14 protein-coding genes are annotated in these 14,630 nt (G+C 62.3%); 6 read left to right on the top strand and 8 right to left on the bottom strand.

Going from position 1 to position 14,630, the window contains the following annotated elements; all coding sequences use genetic code 11:
- Window positions 1-25 precede the first annotated feature (25 nt).
- A complete protein-coding gene (gene iri, locus ATN37_RS13355) occupies window positions 26-1,462 on the top strand; it encodes a rifampin monooxygenase Iri (RefSeq protein ID WP_166502032.1) in 1,437 nt (478 codons plus the stop codon).
- A gap of 517 nt (window positions 1,463-1,979) precedes the next feature.
- Here iri and ATN37_RS13350 read toward each other — a convergent pair.
- From ATN37_RS13350 to ATN37_RS13335, 4 genes are all read right to left on the bottom strand, one after another.
- Window positions 1,980-2,297 carry a hypothetical protein gene (locus ATN37_RS13350; protein ID WP_037125592.1) on the bottom strand — a complete coding sequence of 106 codons (318 nt, stop codon included), beginning with the start codon at window positions 2,295-2,297 and terminating at the stop codon, window positions 1,980-1,982.
- Window positions 2,298-2,358: 61 nt separating this feature from the next.
- Window positions 2,359-3,543 carry a phytanoyl-CoA dioxygenase family protein gene (locus ATN37_RS13345; RefSeq protein ID WP_166502033.1) on the bottom strand — a complete coding sequence of 395 codons (1,185 nt, stop codon included), beginning with the start codon at window positions 3,541-3,543 and terminating at the stop codon, window positions 2,359-2,361.
- 173 nt (window positions 3,544-3,716) lie between these two features.
- Window positions 3,717-4,493, bottom strand: coding sequence for a TIM barrel protein (locus ATN37_RS13340; protein ID WP_080726629.1), 777 nt, complete (start codon window positions 4,491-4,493; stop codon window positions 3,717-3,719).
- Window positions 4,490-5,515 carry a Gfo/Idh/MocA family oxidoreductase gene (locus ATN37_RS13335; RefSeq protein ID WP_166502034.1) on the bottom strand — a complete coding sequence of 342 codons (1,026 nt, stop codon included), beginning with the start codon at window positions 5,513-5,515 and terminating at the stop codon, window positions 4,490-4,492. The genes ATN37_RS13340 and ATN37_RS13335 overlap by 4 nt, the downstream gene beginning before the upstream one ends.
- A gap of 115 nt (window positions 5,516-5,630) precedes the next feature.
- Here ATN37_RS13335 and ATN37_RS13330 point away from each other — a divergent pair, with 115 nt between their 5' ends.
- The 4 genes from ATN37_RS13330 to ATN37_RS13315 all read left to right on the top strand — a co-directional run bounded on the left by ATN37_RS13330 (window position 5,631) and on the right by ATN37_RS13315 (window position 9,732).
- Window positions 5,631-6,632 (top strand): LacI family DNA-binding transcriptional regulator, encoded by a 1,002-nt coding sequence (locus ATN37_RS13330; RefSeq protein ID WP_058039058.1) that lies wholly within the window; start codon window positions 5,631-5,633, stop codon window positions 6,630-6,632.
- A gap of 160 nt (window positions 6,633-6,792) precedes the next feature.
- Complete coding sequence (locus ATN37_RS13325) at window positions 6,793-7,794, top strand: substrate-binding domain-containing protein (RefSeq protein ID WP_007727338.1); 1,002 nt, start codon at window positions 6,793-6,795, stop codon at window positions 7,792-7,794.
- Between the two features lie 63 nt (window positions 7,795-7,857).
- Entirely contained in the window at window positions 7,858-8,916 is a 1,059-nt protein-coding gene (locus ATN37_RS13320) for an ABC transporter permease (protein WP_003940759.1), read from the top strand.
- Between the two features lie 3 nt (window positions 8,917-8,919).
- Window positions 8,920-9,732, top strand: a complete 813-nt coding sequence (locus tag ATN37_RS13315) for an ATP-binding cassette domain-containing protein (protein ID WP_007727336.1) — start codon at window positions 8,920-8,922, stop codon at window positions 9,730-9,732.
- Window positions 9,733-9,790: 58 nt separating this feature from the next.
- Here ATN37_RS13315 and ATN37_RS13310 read toward each other — a convergent pair whose 3' ends face one another.
- From ATN37_RS13310 to ATN37_RS13295, 4 genes are read right to left on the bottom strand one after another with little or no spacing between them, the layout of a single operon-like run.
- On the bottom strand, window positions 9,791-10,795 hold the full coding sequence (locus tag ATN37_RS13310; RefSeq protein WP_082931379.1) for a Gfo/Idh/MocA family protein: 1,005 nt from the start codon (window positions 10,793-10,795) through the stop codon (window positions 9,791-9,793).
- The gene (locus ATN37_RS13305; protein ID WP_007727332.1) at window positions 10,792-11,658 is read right to left on the bottom strand and encodes a TIM barrel protein; all 867 of its coding nucleotides are present in this window, start codon (window positions 11,656-11,658) and stop codon (window positions 10,792-10,794) included. Before ATN37_RS13305 ends, ATN37_RS13310 begins: the two co-directional genes overlap by 4 nt.
- Window positions 11,655-12,695 (bottom strand): Gfo/Idh/MocA family oxidoreductase, encoded by a 1,041-nt coding sequence (locus tag ATN37_RS13300; protein ID WP_030535066.1) that lies wholly within the window; start codon window positions 12,693-12,695, stop codon window positions 11,655-11,657. Before ATN37_RS13300 ends, ATN37_RS13305 begins: the two co-directional genes overlap by 4 nt.
- Window positions 12,695-13,486 (bottom strand): SDR family oxidoreductase, encoded by a 792-nt coding sequence (locus ATN37_RS13295; protein ID WP_218695237.1) that lies wholly within the window; start codon window positions 13,484-13,486, stop codon window positions 12,695-12,697. Before ATN37_RS13295 ends, ATN37_RS13300 begins: the two co-directional genes overlap by 1 nt.
- Window positions 13,487-13,561: 75 nt before the next feature.
- Here ATN37_RS13295 and ATN37_RS13290 point away from each other — a divergent pair, with 75 nt between their 5' ends.
- Window positions 13,562-14,584, top strand: coding sequence for a LacI family DNA-binding transcriptional regulator (locus tag ATN37_RS13290; protein ID WP_064688920.1), 1,023 nt, complete (start codon window positions 13,562-13,564; stop codon window positions 14,582-14,584).
- Window positions 14,585-14,630 lie beyond the last annotated feature (46 nt).

The following is a 14,630-nucleotide window of genomic DNA, read 5'->3' as shown; positions in this document are numbered from 1 at the left end:
AGCCTTGCCCGAAGGAGGGGATCGCATGAGTGACGTCATCATTGTCGGTGCTGGACCAACTGGATTGATGCTGGCAGGTGAGCTCCGGCTGCAGGGCGTCGATGTCGTCGTCGTGGACAAGGACGAGGAGCCGACTCAGTTCGTCCGTGCCCTCGGCATCCATGTGCGCAGCATCGAAATCATGGAGCAGCGCGGGTTGCTGGACAAGTTCCTCGCGCACGGCCGCAAGTATCCGCTCGGTGGATTCTTCGCGGGGATCAGCAAACCGGCACCCGCGCACCTCGATACTGCCCACGGGTACGTACTGGGAATACCTCAGCCCGAGATCGACAGGATTCTTGCCGAACATGCCACCGAAGTCGGTGCGGACATTCAGCGAGGGAAGCGCGTCGTCGCGATCCGTCAAGATACCAATAGCGTCACAGCGGAATTGTCCGACGGCACAACACTTCACGCGCGTTATCTCGTGGGCTGCGACGGCGGCCGCAGCACTGTTCGGAAGCTGATCGACGTCGGGTTTCCCGGCGAGCCGTCGAGCGCCGACACGTTGATCGGCGAAATGGACGTGACCATGCCCGCTGATGAACTGGCCGCCGTTGTCGCCGAAATCCGGGAAACGCACAAACGATTCGGAGTCGGTCCCGCCGGCAATGGTGCTTTTCGCGTCGTGGTCCCCGCGGCCGAAGTTGCCGACGGTCGCGCGGTTCCCACCACCCTCGACGACATCAAGCAACAGCTACTGGCCATTGCGGGCACCGACTTCGGTGTGCACTCACCGCGGTGGCTCTCGCGCTTCGGTGACGCCACCCGTCTGGCGGAGCACTACCGGCGCGACCGGGTGTTCCTCGCCGGCGATGCCGCACACATCCACCCACCGATGGGCGGACAAGGCCTCAATCTCGGTGTCCAAGATGCCTTCAACCTCGGCTGGAAGCTCGCCGCAGAGATCAACGGTTGGGCGCCGGAGAGCCTGCTCGACACTTACGAATCGGAACGGCGTCCGGTGGCTGCCGACGTCCTCGACAACACGCGCGCGCAGGCGGAGCTGATCTCCACCGCAGCCGGTCCACAAGCCGTGCGGCGCTTGATCTCCGAGCTGATGGAATTCGAAGACGTCAAGCGCTATCTGACCGAGAAGATCACTGCGATCTCGATTCGCTACGATTTCGGCGAAGGCGACGACTTACTCGGTCGGCGGCTGCGGAACATCGCGTTGACCCGCGGCAACCTGTACGACCTGATGCGATCCGGCCGCGGACTTCTTCTCGACCAGGGTAGCCAACTGGCGGTAGATGGTTGGAGCGATCGAGTCGACCACGTGGTCGACACCAGCACTGAATTGGACGCACCGGCTGTCCTGCTTCGACCGGACGGTCACGTGGCATGGGTCGGGGATACACAGGCGGAGTTGGATACTCAGCTGTCCACGTGGTTCGGTCGGCCGGCGACGGGCCCCGTGTGACTCTTCGGATTCGGCAACCGAGCACCGAGACGTCTCGGACGCACTACCGTTGACGACTATGAGGCGAAGGTCAGCACAGGTTGCGGCTGCGAGCTGTGCGGGAGCGCTGCTGCTGACAAGCTGCGCAACCAATGTCGATGTACCGAAAACCTTTGCCGCCACGATAACGGTGACCGGTCAGGCAGAGCAGGTCGAGACGGGCTCCGGAGAGTGCGTGATCGACTCGATCCGTGTCGCTCCGAACGACCAAATCGATATTTTCGGGGGCAGCGGCGCTGCATCCACAAGGTCGGCACTCGAGGTCGAGGCAATCGATCAACTTCCCGACGGAATGAGCACCTGCTCCTACACCGCACATTTTGATGCCGTCCCCGCAAACCAGAGAAACTATGAGGTGAGCTTGGGCCACTTCTCTCCGGAGTCCTTCAGCTCAGATGAGTTGGAGAACGGTGTCACCTATCAACTTCGCCGGCCCTGACTGAACCAGTTCTCCCTCGCGTTGTATCCGGTCCGACTTTCACTGAGCTCGCTTGGTGGTCCCGTCGCCTCCGCGCTGTCGAGCCTTACCGGGGTTGATGTGGAGCCGAACACCCTCGTAGGCGACTGTGTACGGCACATCGTCGTCGTTGTCCGGGTCGCCGGAGTCCGCAGGATCCGGAAGTTCCGCGATCTGTTCGATGACAGTCTGTGCTCGCGCCGCACCGGGATCGAACATCTCCTGAAACGGCCCGACGAACGACCCCCCAAGCCCGCGGCGCCTTGCCCGAACAGCCGCCCACCCGAACACCGCCAACGGGCCGATCATGGCGAACAGCACTAACAAGTCCCACCCCATGCCACGAGCGTACCGACTGACCGGCATTGGGCGGTCCAAGTCTCGTCAGCGCTGTCGTCCCTCAGGCCATTCGTCTCTCGGACTGTGCCTTCAGCAACTCGGCCAGATGGTCAGGCGAGATCCGCTCGCGAACCGCCTCCATCACTAGTTCGGCCTGCGTCTGAGGCGCGAGGCCGTCGATCGGTTGGTCTCGGTCCAGATTGGTCGGGAAGGCGTAGCCCTCAGCGGAAGCGGCGACGGCACAGCGAACGGACTCGTCGGAACCTGCTTCGCTGAGGGCGAGCAGTGCCGGATAGATCGCGTTGACGAGCGCGTCCCGGTCAATGGTTCCGAGGGCGCGACCGAAGGCTGACGACACCTGAAGAAGATTTGCCATGCGCAGGACGTCGGCGGATTTGTTGTGGCCGGCGGCGTGGAACAGTGCAGGGTTGAAGAAGACGGCATCTCCCTTCTCCAAAGGTAATTGGACGTAATGGGCCTCGAAGAACTCCTTGAACTCGGGACGCTCGAACGCGAGGTATCCGGATTCGAATTGTTGGGAGTACGGCAGATATTTCGTCGGGCCCGTCTCGACCGGCATGTCCACATGGGCGACTGCACCTTGCAAGGTGAGGGCAGGGGTCAAGCGGTGCACATGCGCCCGAAACTTCGCGGCTACGTTGCTCGACATGAAGCCGAGGTGGTAGTCGCGATGTGGATTCTGTGCGGCGCCACCGGGATTGACGACGTTGACGTCCGACGTCACCTGATACATGGGGCCAAGCCACGCTTCCGAAGCCAAAGCGACAATGCTGTTTGCGTAGTAGTCGACGTAGGTCTTGGGATCTTCGAGCGCCAACTTCAGTTGTGCGCCCCAGATTCGGTCATTGGCACCGGGTTTGGCGAAGTGATCTCCGGACACCGCGCCGGCTTCGTGTTGGCGCGCAATGAGTTGCCGGAAGATCTCGCTGGCGCGATCCAGTATCTCCGCGTCGAACGCGCCCTGAAAGACTGTGATGCCGGGGCCGGTGAGTAACGCCCGGGCGATCTCGTCTTGGATCTCGGCCCGGATTTCTGGATTCGACAATTTGTCGACCAATGCTGCCGAGTGGTACAGAAGAACCCCGTCGGCCACTGAATGGGCGTATGGGTATTCGGCGAGGTCTGTGCGGTGCGCGACCAAAGCGGCGAGGTCGTCGATGTTGCAGTCTTCTCGGTGCAACCTACCCGCGAACGGCACGGTGTGGTCGGTCAGTGCTGGAGTCATTCGGGGGCCTTCCTGCGGAGTTCACGATGTGCTGTGACTCAAAGACTGCCAAGGAAAAGCCATCGAAACTACCCCTGAAATCCATCAAAAAGACCTCAGGAAGCGCTCCCCGTGGACTCGACCGGTGACGGAAGATCTGCGCGCTACGACGGGATCACGTTCCTGGGTGAGAGTTAGAGAGTGAAGGCGTTCCGGAAAGCAGTGAGTGCGGTGTCACTGTCTCCGGATGCCCAGCCCTCCAATCCGATCGTGCCGGTGTAACCCTGCTCGGCGAGAACGCGTGCGATGGCTGGGTAGTTGATCTCGCCGGTTCCGGGTTCGCATCGGCCGGGTACGTCGGCCACCTGAATCTCGCCGATGTTGTCACCACAACGCCGCACGAGTTCGATGAGGTTTCCTTCGCCGATCTGTGCGTGGTAGAGGTCGAGCATCATCTTGAGGTTGGGGTGTGAGACGGATTCCACCAGTGCCAGAGTGTCTTTGGCTCTGGCCATCGGTACGCCAGGGTGATCGACGATCGTATTGAGATTCTCGAGGCAGAAGACGACTCCGGCGTCTTCACCCAGTCGCGCGATCTTCTCGAGAGCGCGTTGGGCCGTCAGCCACATCGCTCCCGTAGTTCGATACTGCGGGCGCGCGGCCTGTCCGTCGATCAGCTCGCCGGTATGGAAGTTCAGCCGAGGAACGCCGAGTTTCGCTGCCGGCGTGAGGCATAGCGCCGCTGTACGTACGAGTTCGGCGCTGCCCGCTTCGTCGAACAAATCGCCGTGAAGATAGCCGGTCATCGAGGAGAACCGAGCCCCGGTGGCGACCAGAGCATCGAGGTCCTTGTCTTGCCAACTCCAGATCTCGGCTGCGAACCCCGCCTCCGAGATCCGCCGAATGCGTTCGACGACAGGGAGTTCGGTGAACGTCATCTCGGCAGAGACTGCCAAATCGAAGGGGCTCACTGCGGCACCGACAGCAGCGATACGGGCAGTCCGGTTTCCACGGATTCTTTTGCAGCCAGTGCGATTTCCAGGGCGTTGCGAGCATCGAGACCGTCGACCGACGGCGCGCTGCCGGAGCGGATGCAGTCTGCGAAGTGCGCTAGCTGGGCAACATAGGCGTCGTGAAACAGTTCGATGTTCACCCGAGGTGTGTCGGCCCGAACGCCCGGTGAGCTGTAATGACTCATCGCGGTCCGCGTGACCTCGCCTGCACTCACCATTCCACCGGAACCGAAAACCTCGCCGCGAACGTCGTAACCGTAGGTGGCCTGGAAGTTGGCCTCGGCCGACGCGAAGGCGCCGTTGTCGAACCGCAACTGAACCATCGACGTATCGAGGTACCCCTGCTCCTTGTACTGCGGATGGACGAGAGCATCGGCCTGCGCGAACACCTCGACGACGCGTGCCCCCGGGTTGAGCCAGAGCAGGGCGTCGAAGTCGTGAATCAGTGTCTCGTTGAAGATCGTCCACGGCTTGACTCGAGAGGCGACGTCGGCGGTGATTCCCGGATCGCGAGTCAGAGAGCGAAGTAGCTGCGGTGTCCCGATCCCACCGGAGGTGATCACGTCGTGTGCCGCGGCGAAGTCGGCGGCGAAGCGCCGGTTGAAACCGACCTGCAGCGCAACATTGTTCGCGGCGCATGCGCCGATTGCGCGATCGGCGTCCTCGAGTGTCAAAGCCATCGGCTTTTCGCAGAAGACATGCTTGCCGGCCTCCGCTGCTGCTACCACGAGATCGGTGTGAGTTGATGCGGGCGTACTGATGAGCACCGCTTCGACGGTCGGATCGGCAATCAGCTCAAGGGCGTCGGTGTACGCGCGGGCGTCGGGACTGACACGTTCGATCAACGACGCCGCAGCGCCGGGCGCAGGATCGGCGACGGCGACGAGACGGGTGCCGGGGATACGCAGCGCGACGGACTCGCCGTGGAAACGGCCGATCCATCCAGCGCCGATCAGACCGACTGCAACAGAGGCAGACATGGGGGCTCCGTTCGGAGTGAGGATGAGGAACTAGATCGTTCTAGTCGTGTCAGTAAAGCGCTGGTTGCCTCGTGCGTCAACGTTTCGGCGTGTATTCGCTGGAACGATCTAGTCTGTGGAGGTGAACAGTCGACGCCCCACCTTGCAAGACGTAGCAGACCTGGCCGGTGTGTCACGCGCACTGGTGTCCATCGTCATTCGTGATGTCCCGGGTGCCAGCGATGCGACGCGGGTACGGGTCAAGGCGGCCGCGGACGAACTCGGCTATCGACCCGACAACGCGGCGCGACTGCTGCGCCAGCATCGCAGCCGCCTGATCGGTGTCAGTTATGTTGCCGCGCAAACCTTTCACGCGGAGCTGCTCGACGAGATCTACGACGCAGCCGAACGCTTGCGCTACGACGTCGTTCTCAGTGCCGTCTCGGACCGCAGGCCTGGCTCGCGCGCCGTGCGCACCCTGCTCGACGACCGATGCGAGGCGATCTTGCTGTTGGGTTCGCAGGCGCCGGAATCGGAGATCGTCGACCTGGCGGCCAAGGTTCCCGTCGTCGTGCTCGCCCGGAAGATGCCCTCAGTACATGTGGACGTTGTCCGCACGGACGACGAGGCGGGCGCCGTGATGGCCGTGAATCATCTCGTCGGACTCGGGCACCGCTCGATTGTCCATGTCGACGGCGGACGCGGTCCGGGCGCCCAGGAGAGGCGTCAGGGCTACCGGAAGGCCATGCGGGCGGCCGGACTGGAATCGCGGATACTTCCCGGCGGCCTCACGGAGGAGTTCGGCGCGGACGCCGCGCGGTCGATGGTCGAACAAGGGATTCCCGGTGCGGTCTTCGCTTTCAACGATCGTTGCGCGCTAGGAGTCCTGGACGTCTTCTTGCGTGCGGGAGTCTCGGTGCCCGGCGACGTCTCCGTGATCGGATTCGACAACAGTGCATTGGCAGGTTTGGCGCACATCGATCTGACCAGTGTCGGGCAGGACACGGCGTTTCTGGGTGGCGCCGCGGTGGAGCGAATCTCCGAACGTCTCGACGCCGGAAGTGGACTCTTGGGCAGGGACATAGTCGCGCAACCACAACTTGTAGTTCGAGGTTCAACTGGACTCGTAGGGCGTTGACCTGGCGTTTCGACCTAAACTAGGTTGTCCGGTCTTTGATAAGCAGTCCTAATGTCAGAACAAACTATTGACATTCGACTGTGACGGGTATTACATCTTTCACATACAACCGAGCACCATCCGTTCGCGGGCCGTTGGTTGATGTCGAGAGGGAGTTCACATGTCGTTTCTCACGGGACGCAAGAGCGTTGCCGTACTGGCCGGAGCCTCAGTCGTGGTCTTGGGTCTGGCCGCCTGTTCCAGCACCGGCGGTAAGCCGGATTCTTCCGGATCCGGAATGGGCGCGGGTACGGCGGACACGCCCCGCGCCACCATTGCGATGATCACCCATGAAGTTCCCGGTGACACGTTCTGGGATCTGGTGCGCAAGGGCGCCGAAACCGCAGCGGCCAAGGACAACATCGAACTTCGGTACTCCGCCGATCCCGAGGCACCGAACCAGGCCAACTTGGTTCAGAGTGCGATCGACAGCAAGGTCGACGGGATCGCCGTCACGCTCGCGAAGCCCGACGCCATGGTTGCAGCGGTCCAAAGTGCCACCGCCGCGGGCATTCCGGTGGTCGCCCTCAACTCGGGCCTCGAAACCTGGAAGGACATGGGCGTCAAGGAGTACTTCGGTCAGGACGAGTCGATTGCCGGTGAAGCTGCCGGCGAGCGACTCAACACCGAAGGTGCCACCAAGGTGCTGTGCGTGATTCAGGAGCAGGGCAACGTGAGCCTCGAATCACGGTGCGCCGGTGTGAAGAAGTCGTTCAAGGGAACGACGGAGATTCTCAACGTCAACGGCAAGGACATGCCGTCGGTGGAGTCGACCATCACCGCGAAACTTCAACAGGACCCGGCAATCGATCGAGTTCTCGCGCTCGGTGCGCCGTTCGCATTGACGTCCGTGACGTCGGTCGGCAATGCGGGCAGCAAGGCGAAGGTCGTCACCTTCGACACCAACGCGGCGCTCGTCGACGCTATCAAATCCGGTGACGTGCAGTGGGCAGTGGACCAGCAACCCTTCCTGCAGGGCTACCTCGCCATCGATTCGCTGTGGCTTTACCTCAACAACGGCAACGTGATCGGTGGTGGCTTGCCCACCCTGACCGGACCCGCGTTCATCGACAACACCAACATCGACTCGGTCGCCGAGTACGCCAAGAACGGAACTCGCTGATCCGGGCGCACGGAGGGCTGAGAGTCCGCCCTCCGTGCGCCTGTCCAGCACGGAAGGGAAATCATGTCCACTCAGGCAGATCTCGACCTTGCCGCCCATAAAGTCGTGACCGATGAACGGGTGAAGGAGCAAAAGCGCATTCAGCGTCTGCTGCTCCGCCCGGAGATGGGTTCACTTGTCGGCGCCATCGCCATCTTCATCTTCTTCTGTATCGTCGCGGCACCGTTCCGTACGCCGGAAGCGCTTGCGACAGTGCTCTACTCCAGCTCCACGATCGGCATCATGGCTTGCGCGGTCGCCCTGCTCATGATCGGCGGCGAGTTCGACCTCTCCGCCGGCGTCGCAGTCACCACGTCCTCGCTCGCCGCGTCGATGATCGCCTACAACCTGCACCTCAACCTGTGGGTGGGCGCGATTCTGGCGCTGGTCGTCTCGCTCGCCGTCGGATTCTTCAACGGCTACCTCGTCATGAAGACGAAAATTCCCAGCTTCCTCATCACCTTGAGTTCTTTCCTGATGTTGACCGGTATCAACCTGGCCGTCACCAAGCTCGTGAGTGGTCAGGTGGCCACACCCAGCGTCTCCGACATGGCTGGATTCGATTCCGCCAAAAAGGTATTCGCGTCGTCGTTCTCGGTCTTCGGGGTGTCCGTCAAGATCACGGTCGTGTGGTGGCTGCTGTTCACCGCGATTGCAACATTTGTTTTGTTCAAGACCAAGATCGGCAACTGGATCTTCGCGGTCGGCGGCAATCAGGACAGTGCCCGCGCGATCGGTGTGCCGGTGACCGCAGTCAAGATCGGCTTGTTCATGACCGTCGGCTTTGCTGCCTGGTTCGTGGGCATGCATCTGCTGTTCTCGTTCAACACCGTTCAGTCCGGTCAGGGTGTCGGTAACGAGTTCCTGTACATCATCGCCGCAGTCATCGGCGGTTGCCTGCTCACCGGTGGTTACGGAACCGCGATCGGCGCTGCGATCGGTGCATTCATCTTCGGTATGACCAACCAGGGCATCGTCTACGCAGGCTGGAACCCGGACTGGTTCAAGTTCTTCCTCGGCGCCATGCTGCTCTTCGCGGTCATCGCCAACAACGCATTCCGCAACTACGCTGCGAAAAGGTGACACATGAGTACCACAGCTGAAGTTCCCGCTCTCTCGAACTCGGGCGGCAACGTGCCACTGATCGAGCTCAAGGACGTCGGTAAGCAATACGGAAACATCATCGCGCTCAAGGGAATCAACCTGCGCGTCGGTGCGGGTGAAGTAACGGGCGTGCTCGGTGACAACGGCGCAGGCAAGTCCACGCTGATCAAGATCATCGCGGGTCTGCACCAGCAGAGCGAAGGTGAACTACTCGTCGACGGCGAACCGACAACGTTCCACTCGCCGAAAGAAGCTCTCGGCAAAGGCATCGCGACGGTCTATCAGGACCTCGCCGTCGTTGCGTTGATGCCGGTGTGGCGCAACTTCTTCCTCGGGCAGGAACTGCGCAAGGGTGGTCTGATCAAGTCGCTCGACGCCAACGCCATGCGCGCGACGACTCTTTCGGAACTGTCGAAGATGGGCATCGAACTACCTGACGTCGACGCACCGATCGGTAGTCTCTCGGGCGGTCAGCGTCAGTGTGTTGCCATCGCCCGCGCCATCTTCTTCGGCGCGCGCGTGCTGATTCTCGACGAGCCGACAGCAGCGCTCGGCGTCAAGCAGTCGGGAATGGTGTTGCGCTACATCACCGCTGCCAAGGAACAGGGATTCGGCGTCATCTTCATCACGCACAATCCGCACCACGCGTACATGGTCGGCGATCACTTCGTGCTCCTCAACCGAGGCAGGCAGAAGCTCGACGCCAAGTACGACGACATCTCACTCGAAGAACTGACCAAGGAGATGGCGGGCGGTGACGAGCTCGAGACGCTGACCCACGAGCTTCGCCGCTAGATCAAAACCTCGCGACTACAGCCTCGGTTCGAATCGAACCGAGGCTGTAGTCGTTTCGTCACAGGATGGTCGTCGGCCGAACCCCGAGGCCGGAATGCATGTACGCCTCGTCGATCATCGTCATGTTGGCTACCGCGTCGCCCGGGCCGATCGGCAGCGCCGAGACCCCGGACAGATGATCGGCGAACGCTTCGAGTTGATAGGTGTACGACGACTTCGTGCCCAGATGCTCGACGCTCGTGCGCCCACCGGCCGTGACGGAGACACGGTCGTCGATGTCCGGCTGCAGGAAGTTGTGCACCAGGACGTCTCCTTCAGTGCCGAATACTCGGAAGGTGAAGTGATACCGCTCGTCCAACATCGTGGTCACCACGGATGCCGTGGCGCCGCTGGGGTATTCGAGTTCGATGTCGAACCACGAATCGACCCCCGGAGCGTATTCCTCGTGGCGGGTCCCGGTCACCACTGGCGCACCGCCACAGACGTCACTCAGCGTCCGGGAGGCATGTAACCCGTAGCAGCCCAGGTCCATCAGTGACCCGCCTGCCAATGCGAGCTCCCACCGCGGGTCGTTCTCGGATGGTGTGGGCATCCGCAGTACGGTTTCCACCCGAGTGACCGCGCCGACTGTGCCGCTCCGAACCACATCCAGCAGGCGCCGGTTCACCGGATGAAAGAGGTAGTGGAACCCCTCGAGGAGCGTCACTCCGCTCACGCGCGCTGCCTCGCCTACAGCACGCGCTTCCACCGCATTGCTCGAAAACGGTTTCTCCGTCAGCACGTGCTTGCCGGCCTGAACGGCGGCGAGATTCCATGGTCCGTGCAGGCTGTTGGGCAGCGCGTTGTAGACGACGTCCACCTCCGGATCCGAGATCAGTTCCGCGTACGAACCGACCACCCGTTCGATCCCATGCTGGGCCGCATAGGCTCTGGCACGCTCGGGGTCGCGTGCGGCAACGGCCACCAGGCGGTGCCCGGTGGCCGTTGCAGGTTTGATCATCGCGTTCTCGGCGATGCGTGAGGCTCCCAGAATGCCTATCCGCAGCGGGGTAGGAGGTGTCACAGAACCGACCGCAGATACTCGACGCTCGCTCGCACATCGCGCACCGGTCCCTCGTCCGACGGCGCTTCGGCCAGAATGGTGTCCTGCTCGAGCACGTACCACCCGTCGAAACCGTGGCGCTGCAATATGGCTGTGACACCGGCGATGTCGACGTCGCCGCCGCCGAGTGGACGGTACATTCCCGCCTTCACGCCGTCGGTGTAGGTGAGCTCACCTCTGCGAACGCGTGATGCGAGGGCATCGTCGACGTCCTTGAGATGCACGTGGGTGATGCGCTCGGGAGCTTGACGCGCCAGGTCGACCGGATCGGTGCCGCCGATCAACAGGTGGCCGGTGTCCAGGCACAGGGGGATGGCCGAGCCGTCGAGCACTCGCAGGACCTCGTCGCGCTGCTCGATCATCGTTCCGACGTGAGGGTGGACAACTGCCCTGATTCCGCGCTCGGCCGCGGCGTCGGTGAGGCGATCGAGATTGTGCAGCAGGGTTTTCCAACTCTGCTCGTCCAGTTCCGGGCGTGAATCGTAGCCGTCGGAACCCGTCGCGGCGGCCAGGACCAAAACTTCGGCACCCGAGGCGACGAAACCATCGAGGATGGGGGAGATGCCGGGAACCGGATCATGATCGCGATCATGCAGCAGTACCGGTGCGAACCCGCCGACTGCGCTCAGATCGTGATCCGCGAGCACCTTGGCCATTTCGGCGGGTGCAGTCGGCAGAAAGCCCTCCGGTCCGATTTCCGTTGCCGCCAGACCGACTTCGCGCATTTCCCGGAGGACTTGCGCAGGGTCGAGCTGGTAGCCCCAGCCCGGGACTTCGCACACGCCCCAGGAGATCGGTGCGCCGGCGATGCGAGGAGTGCTCATGTGTGTGCCTCATTCTTGTCGTGAAGGAACAGATCTTTGACTTCGGTGATCGTGACGGGCCGACCCTCGCGCAGAGAGTGCGTTGCAGCTTCGGAGATCCAGGCCGACTCGACCGCATCTGCGGGCGTGCACGGTGATTCCCGACGCCCGGCGACAACGCCGAGGAATGCTTCGAGTTCCGCACGGTAGGCGGACGTGAAGCGGTCCATGAAGAACGTGTACGGCTCCTTCGAGGGGAACGATGTTTCGGGGTCGAGAGAGCGGAGTGGCAAGCGGTCGTCCAGCCCGGCAACGACGGAGTCCGCCGAGCCGAGTACCTCGAGTCGGCAGTCGTAGCCGCGGCCGTTGTAGCGGGTATTCGACACGACCGCGATGGTTCCGCCTTCGAAAGTGAGAACCGTTGCGGCGGTGTCGACGTCACCGGCATCGGCGATCCCGCGATCACCCTGATTCGAGCCGGTGGCAAAAACAGTGGTGACTTCGCGGCCGCTGATCCACCGGACGATGTCGAAGTCGTGGATCGAGCAGTCGCGGAAGATGCCGCCGGAGTGTTCGATGTACGAGATCGGCGGGGGAGCGGGGTCGAGGGTGGTCGATCGGAGAGTGTGGATCCAACCGAGTTCTCCAGATCGAACCGCGTCGTACGCCGCCACAAATGACGGGTCGAATCGGCGCTGAAATCCGATCTGGACTGGCACCGACGTCTGCTCGGCAGTCGCGAGTACACGAACGGAGGATTCGATGGAGTCTGCTACCGGCTTTTCGCAGAACGTCGGGATGTCTCGGCGGACAGCGGCTTCGATCAAATCGGCATGTGAACTCGACGACGCGGCGATCAGAACGCCGTCGATGCCCGACGCTAGAAGCGCGTCGGGATCGGCAGCGGACTCCACGTCGAGTTCGCTTGCCACGTCCGAGGTTCGACGTGCGTCGACATCGGTGACAACCAGTGCGTCGACGCCGTTTAGTGTCAGTAGATTTCGGGCGTGGTAGCTGCCGATTCGTCCGAGGCCGACGACTCCGATGCGAGCGCCCATCAGTCCAGCCCTCCGAAGACGTTCTGGTCCCAGTCGATGATCGAACCCGTCACGACTCCGCTGCGATCGGAGAGCAGGAAGACGACGAAGTCGGCGATTTCGTCGACCTGTCCGAGCTTGCCCATGGGGAGGGTGCTGCCCGCACGTTCCTGCCAGTCGTCACCAGCGTCGTGAAAAGCTCTCTGCGTGAGGTCTTCACCCTCGGTCTGTGTCCACCCGATGTCGAGACCGTTGATCCGGATACGATCCCAGCGATGCGCATGGGCGGCGTTGCGGGTCAGCCCCGCCAGCCCGGCCTTCGCTGCCACGTACGGCGCGAGATACGGCTGCCCGCCGAGTTCGGACGTGGAGATGATGTTGACGATGGACCCGGGGACCGCACGCTCGCGCATGTCTTTGGCTGCTGCCTGCATCGTGAAGAACGGACCGCGAAGGTTCACCGCGATGTGCTGGTCGAAGAGTTCTTCGGTGGTGTCGAGCAGCGTTCCGCGTGAAGTGAGCCCGGCGGAATTGACCAGAGCATCCACGCGGCCGAAGTGAGAGATCGTCTCGGCCACGCTGTCGAGCGCGGAATCCGTTTGTGCCACATCGGCTTCGATGAAGTGAGTTCCCGGAAGTTCTGTCTCGAGAGCCTTTCCGACGTCCGGGCGTCGGCCGGTGAAAGCCACCTGAGCGCCCTCACGGACTGCGGCGCGTACGATTCCGGCGCCGACGCCTTGCGAGCCGCCACTGACCAGTAAGACGGTGTCGGCCAGGAGTGCGGGCCTGGTTACGCCCGGCGTAGAAGTCATGGGTTTAGTCTGGCTGTGACGAAGACCTCGAGCAACAGCAAAAAACCATCAAATATCCATCATCGTGAGGTAGTTGTGGCGCATCGATTCAAAGTACGGGAGATCGCTCAGCAGTCGGGCCTGAGTGAGGCCACCGTCGACCGGGTGCTCAACGACCGTCCTGGAGTTCGCGACGGCACACGATCGGAGGTTCGCCAGGCGATCACGGACCTGGAACGTCAACGCTCGCAACTGAAACTGGTCGGTCGCACGTTCATCGTCGACGTCGTGTTGCAAACTCCTGCACGGTTTTCCGACGCCGTCCGTGACGCGCTCGAGGCCGAACTGCCCACCCTTGCACCCGCTGTTGTTCGTTCCAGGTTTCACTTTCGTGAAACCGGTTCGGTAGAAGCGATGACGTCGACGCTCGACAAGATTCGCCGGCGCGGCTCCCACGGAGTCATCGTCAAGGCTCCCGACACTCCGGAAGTCGTGTCGGCGATCGACCGGTTGGTGGCGGCAAGGATTCCGGTCGTCACGTTGGTGACCGACGTTGCCGGCAGCAGGCGAGCCGCCTACATCGGCATCGACAACCGAGCCGCCGGGGCCACCGCCGCGTACTTGATAGATCAGTGGCTGGGGGATCGGGAAGGCAACGTGCTGGTCAGCATGAGCAGCGGGTTCTTCCGCGGGGAGGAAGAACGGGAGATGGGATTTCGCTCCGCCATGCGAGTCTCAGCTCCGCATCGACGGTTGATCGACATTCCGAACAGTGACGGTCTGGATCAGACGAGTAGGAAACTGGTGCGAGCGGCACTCGAATCCGATCCGCAGATCCGTGCCGTGTATTCGATCGGTGGTGGCAACCTGGCCACGGTCGACGCGTTCGACGAACTGAACCGGGAGTGCAGTGTCTTCATCGCCCACGATCTCGACGGTGACAATCGAAAGTTGCTGGGGGAGAGGCGAATATCAGCGGTGCTCCACCACGATCTGCGGGCGGATGTTCGCACTGCCTGTCAGGTGGTCATGAAGGAACACGGCGCCATGGGCGCTCACTTCGGCTTTACGACGTCACCGGTTCAAGTCGTGACACCGCTCAACATGCCCCCGACATAGCTGTGCGCGGTTAAGGAGTCCGGAGACTCCCTAACCGCGCACAGGG

The sequence above is a fragment of the Rhodococcus sp. MH15 genome (assembly GCF_019266045.1).
Taxonomy (GTDB): Bacteria; Actinomycetota; Actinomycetes; order Mycobacteriales; family Mycobacteriaceae; genus Rhodococcus_F; species Rhodococcus_F qingshengii.
The sequence above is the reverse complement of the archived record's forward strand: the minus strand, read 5'-3'. Positions and strand labels throughout refer to the sequence as shown.

Excerpts from the sequence above, each read along its gene's own strand:
- iri (WP_166502032.1), top strand. The coding sequence starts at position 26 with ATGAGTGACGTCATCATTGTCGGTGCTGGACCAACTGGATTGATGCTG.
- ATN37_RS13350 (WP_037125592.1), bottom strand. The coding sequence starts at position 2,297 with ATGGGGTGGGACTTGTTAGTGCTGTTCGCCATGATCGGCCCGTTGGCG.
- ATN37_RS13345 (WP_166502033.1), bottom strand. The coding sequence starts at position 3,543 with ATGACTCCAGCACTGACCGACCACACCGTGCCGTTCGCGGGTAGGTTG.
- ATN37_RS13335 (WP_166502034.1), bottom strand. The coding sequence starts at position 5,515 with ATGTCTGCCTCTGTTGCAGTCGGTCTGATCGGCGCTGGATGGATCGGC.
- ATN37_RS13325 (WP_007727338.1), top strand. The coding sequence starts at position 6,793 with ATGTCGTTTCTCACGGGACGCAAGAGCGTTGCCGTACTGGCCGGAGCC.
- ATN37_RS13320 (WP_003940759.1), top strand. The coding sequence starts at position 7,858 with ATGTCCACTCAGGCAGATCTCGACCTTGCCGCCCATAAAGTCGTGACC.
- ATN37_RS13315 (WP_007727336.1), top strand. The coding sequence starts at position 8,920 with ATGAGTACCACAGCTGAAGTTCCCGCTCTCTCGAACTCGGGCGGCAAC.
- ATN37_RS13305 (WP_007727332.1), bottom strand. The coding sequence starts at position 11,658 with ATGAGCACTCCTCGCATCGCCGGCGCACCGATCTCCTGGGGCGTGTGC.
- ATN37_RS13300 (WP_030535066.1), bottom strand. The coding sequence starts at position 12,695 with ATGGGCGCTCGCATCGGAGTCGTCGGCCTCGGACGAATCGGCAGCTAC.
- ATN37_RS13295 (WP_218695237.1), bottom strand. The coding sequence starts at position 13,486 with ATGACTTCTACGCCGGGCGTAACCAGGCCCGCACTCCTGGCCGACACC.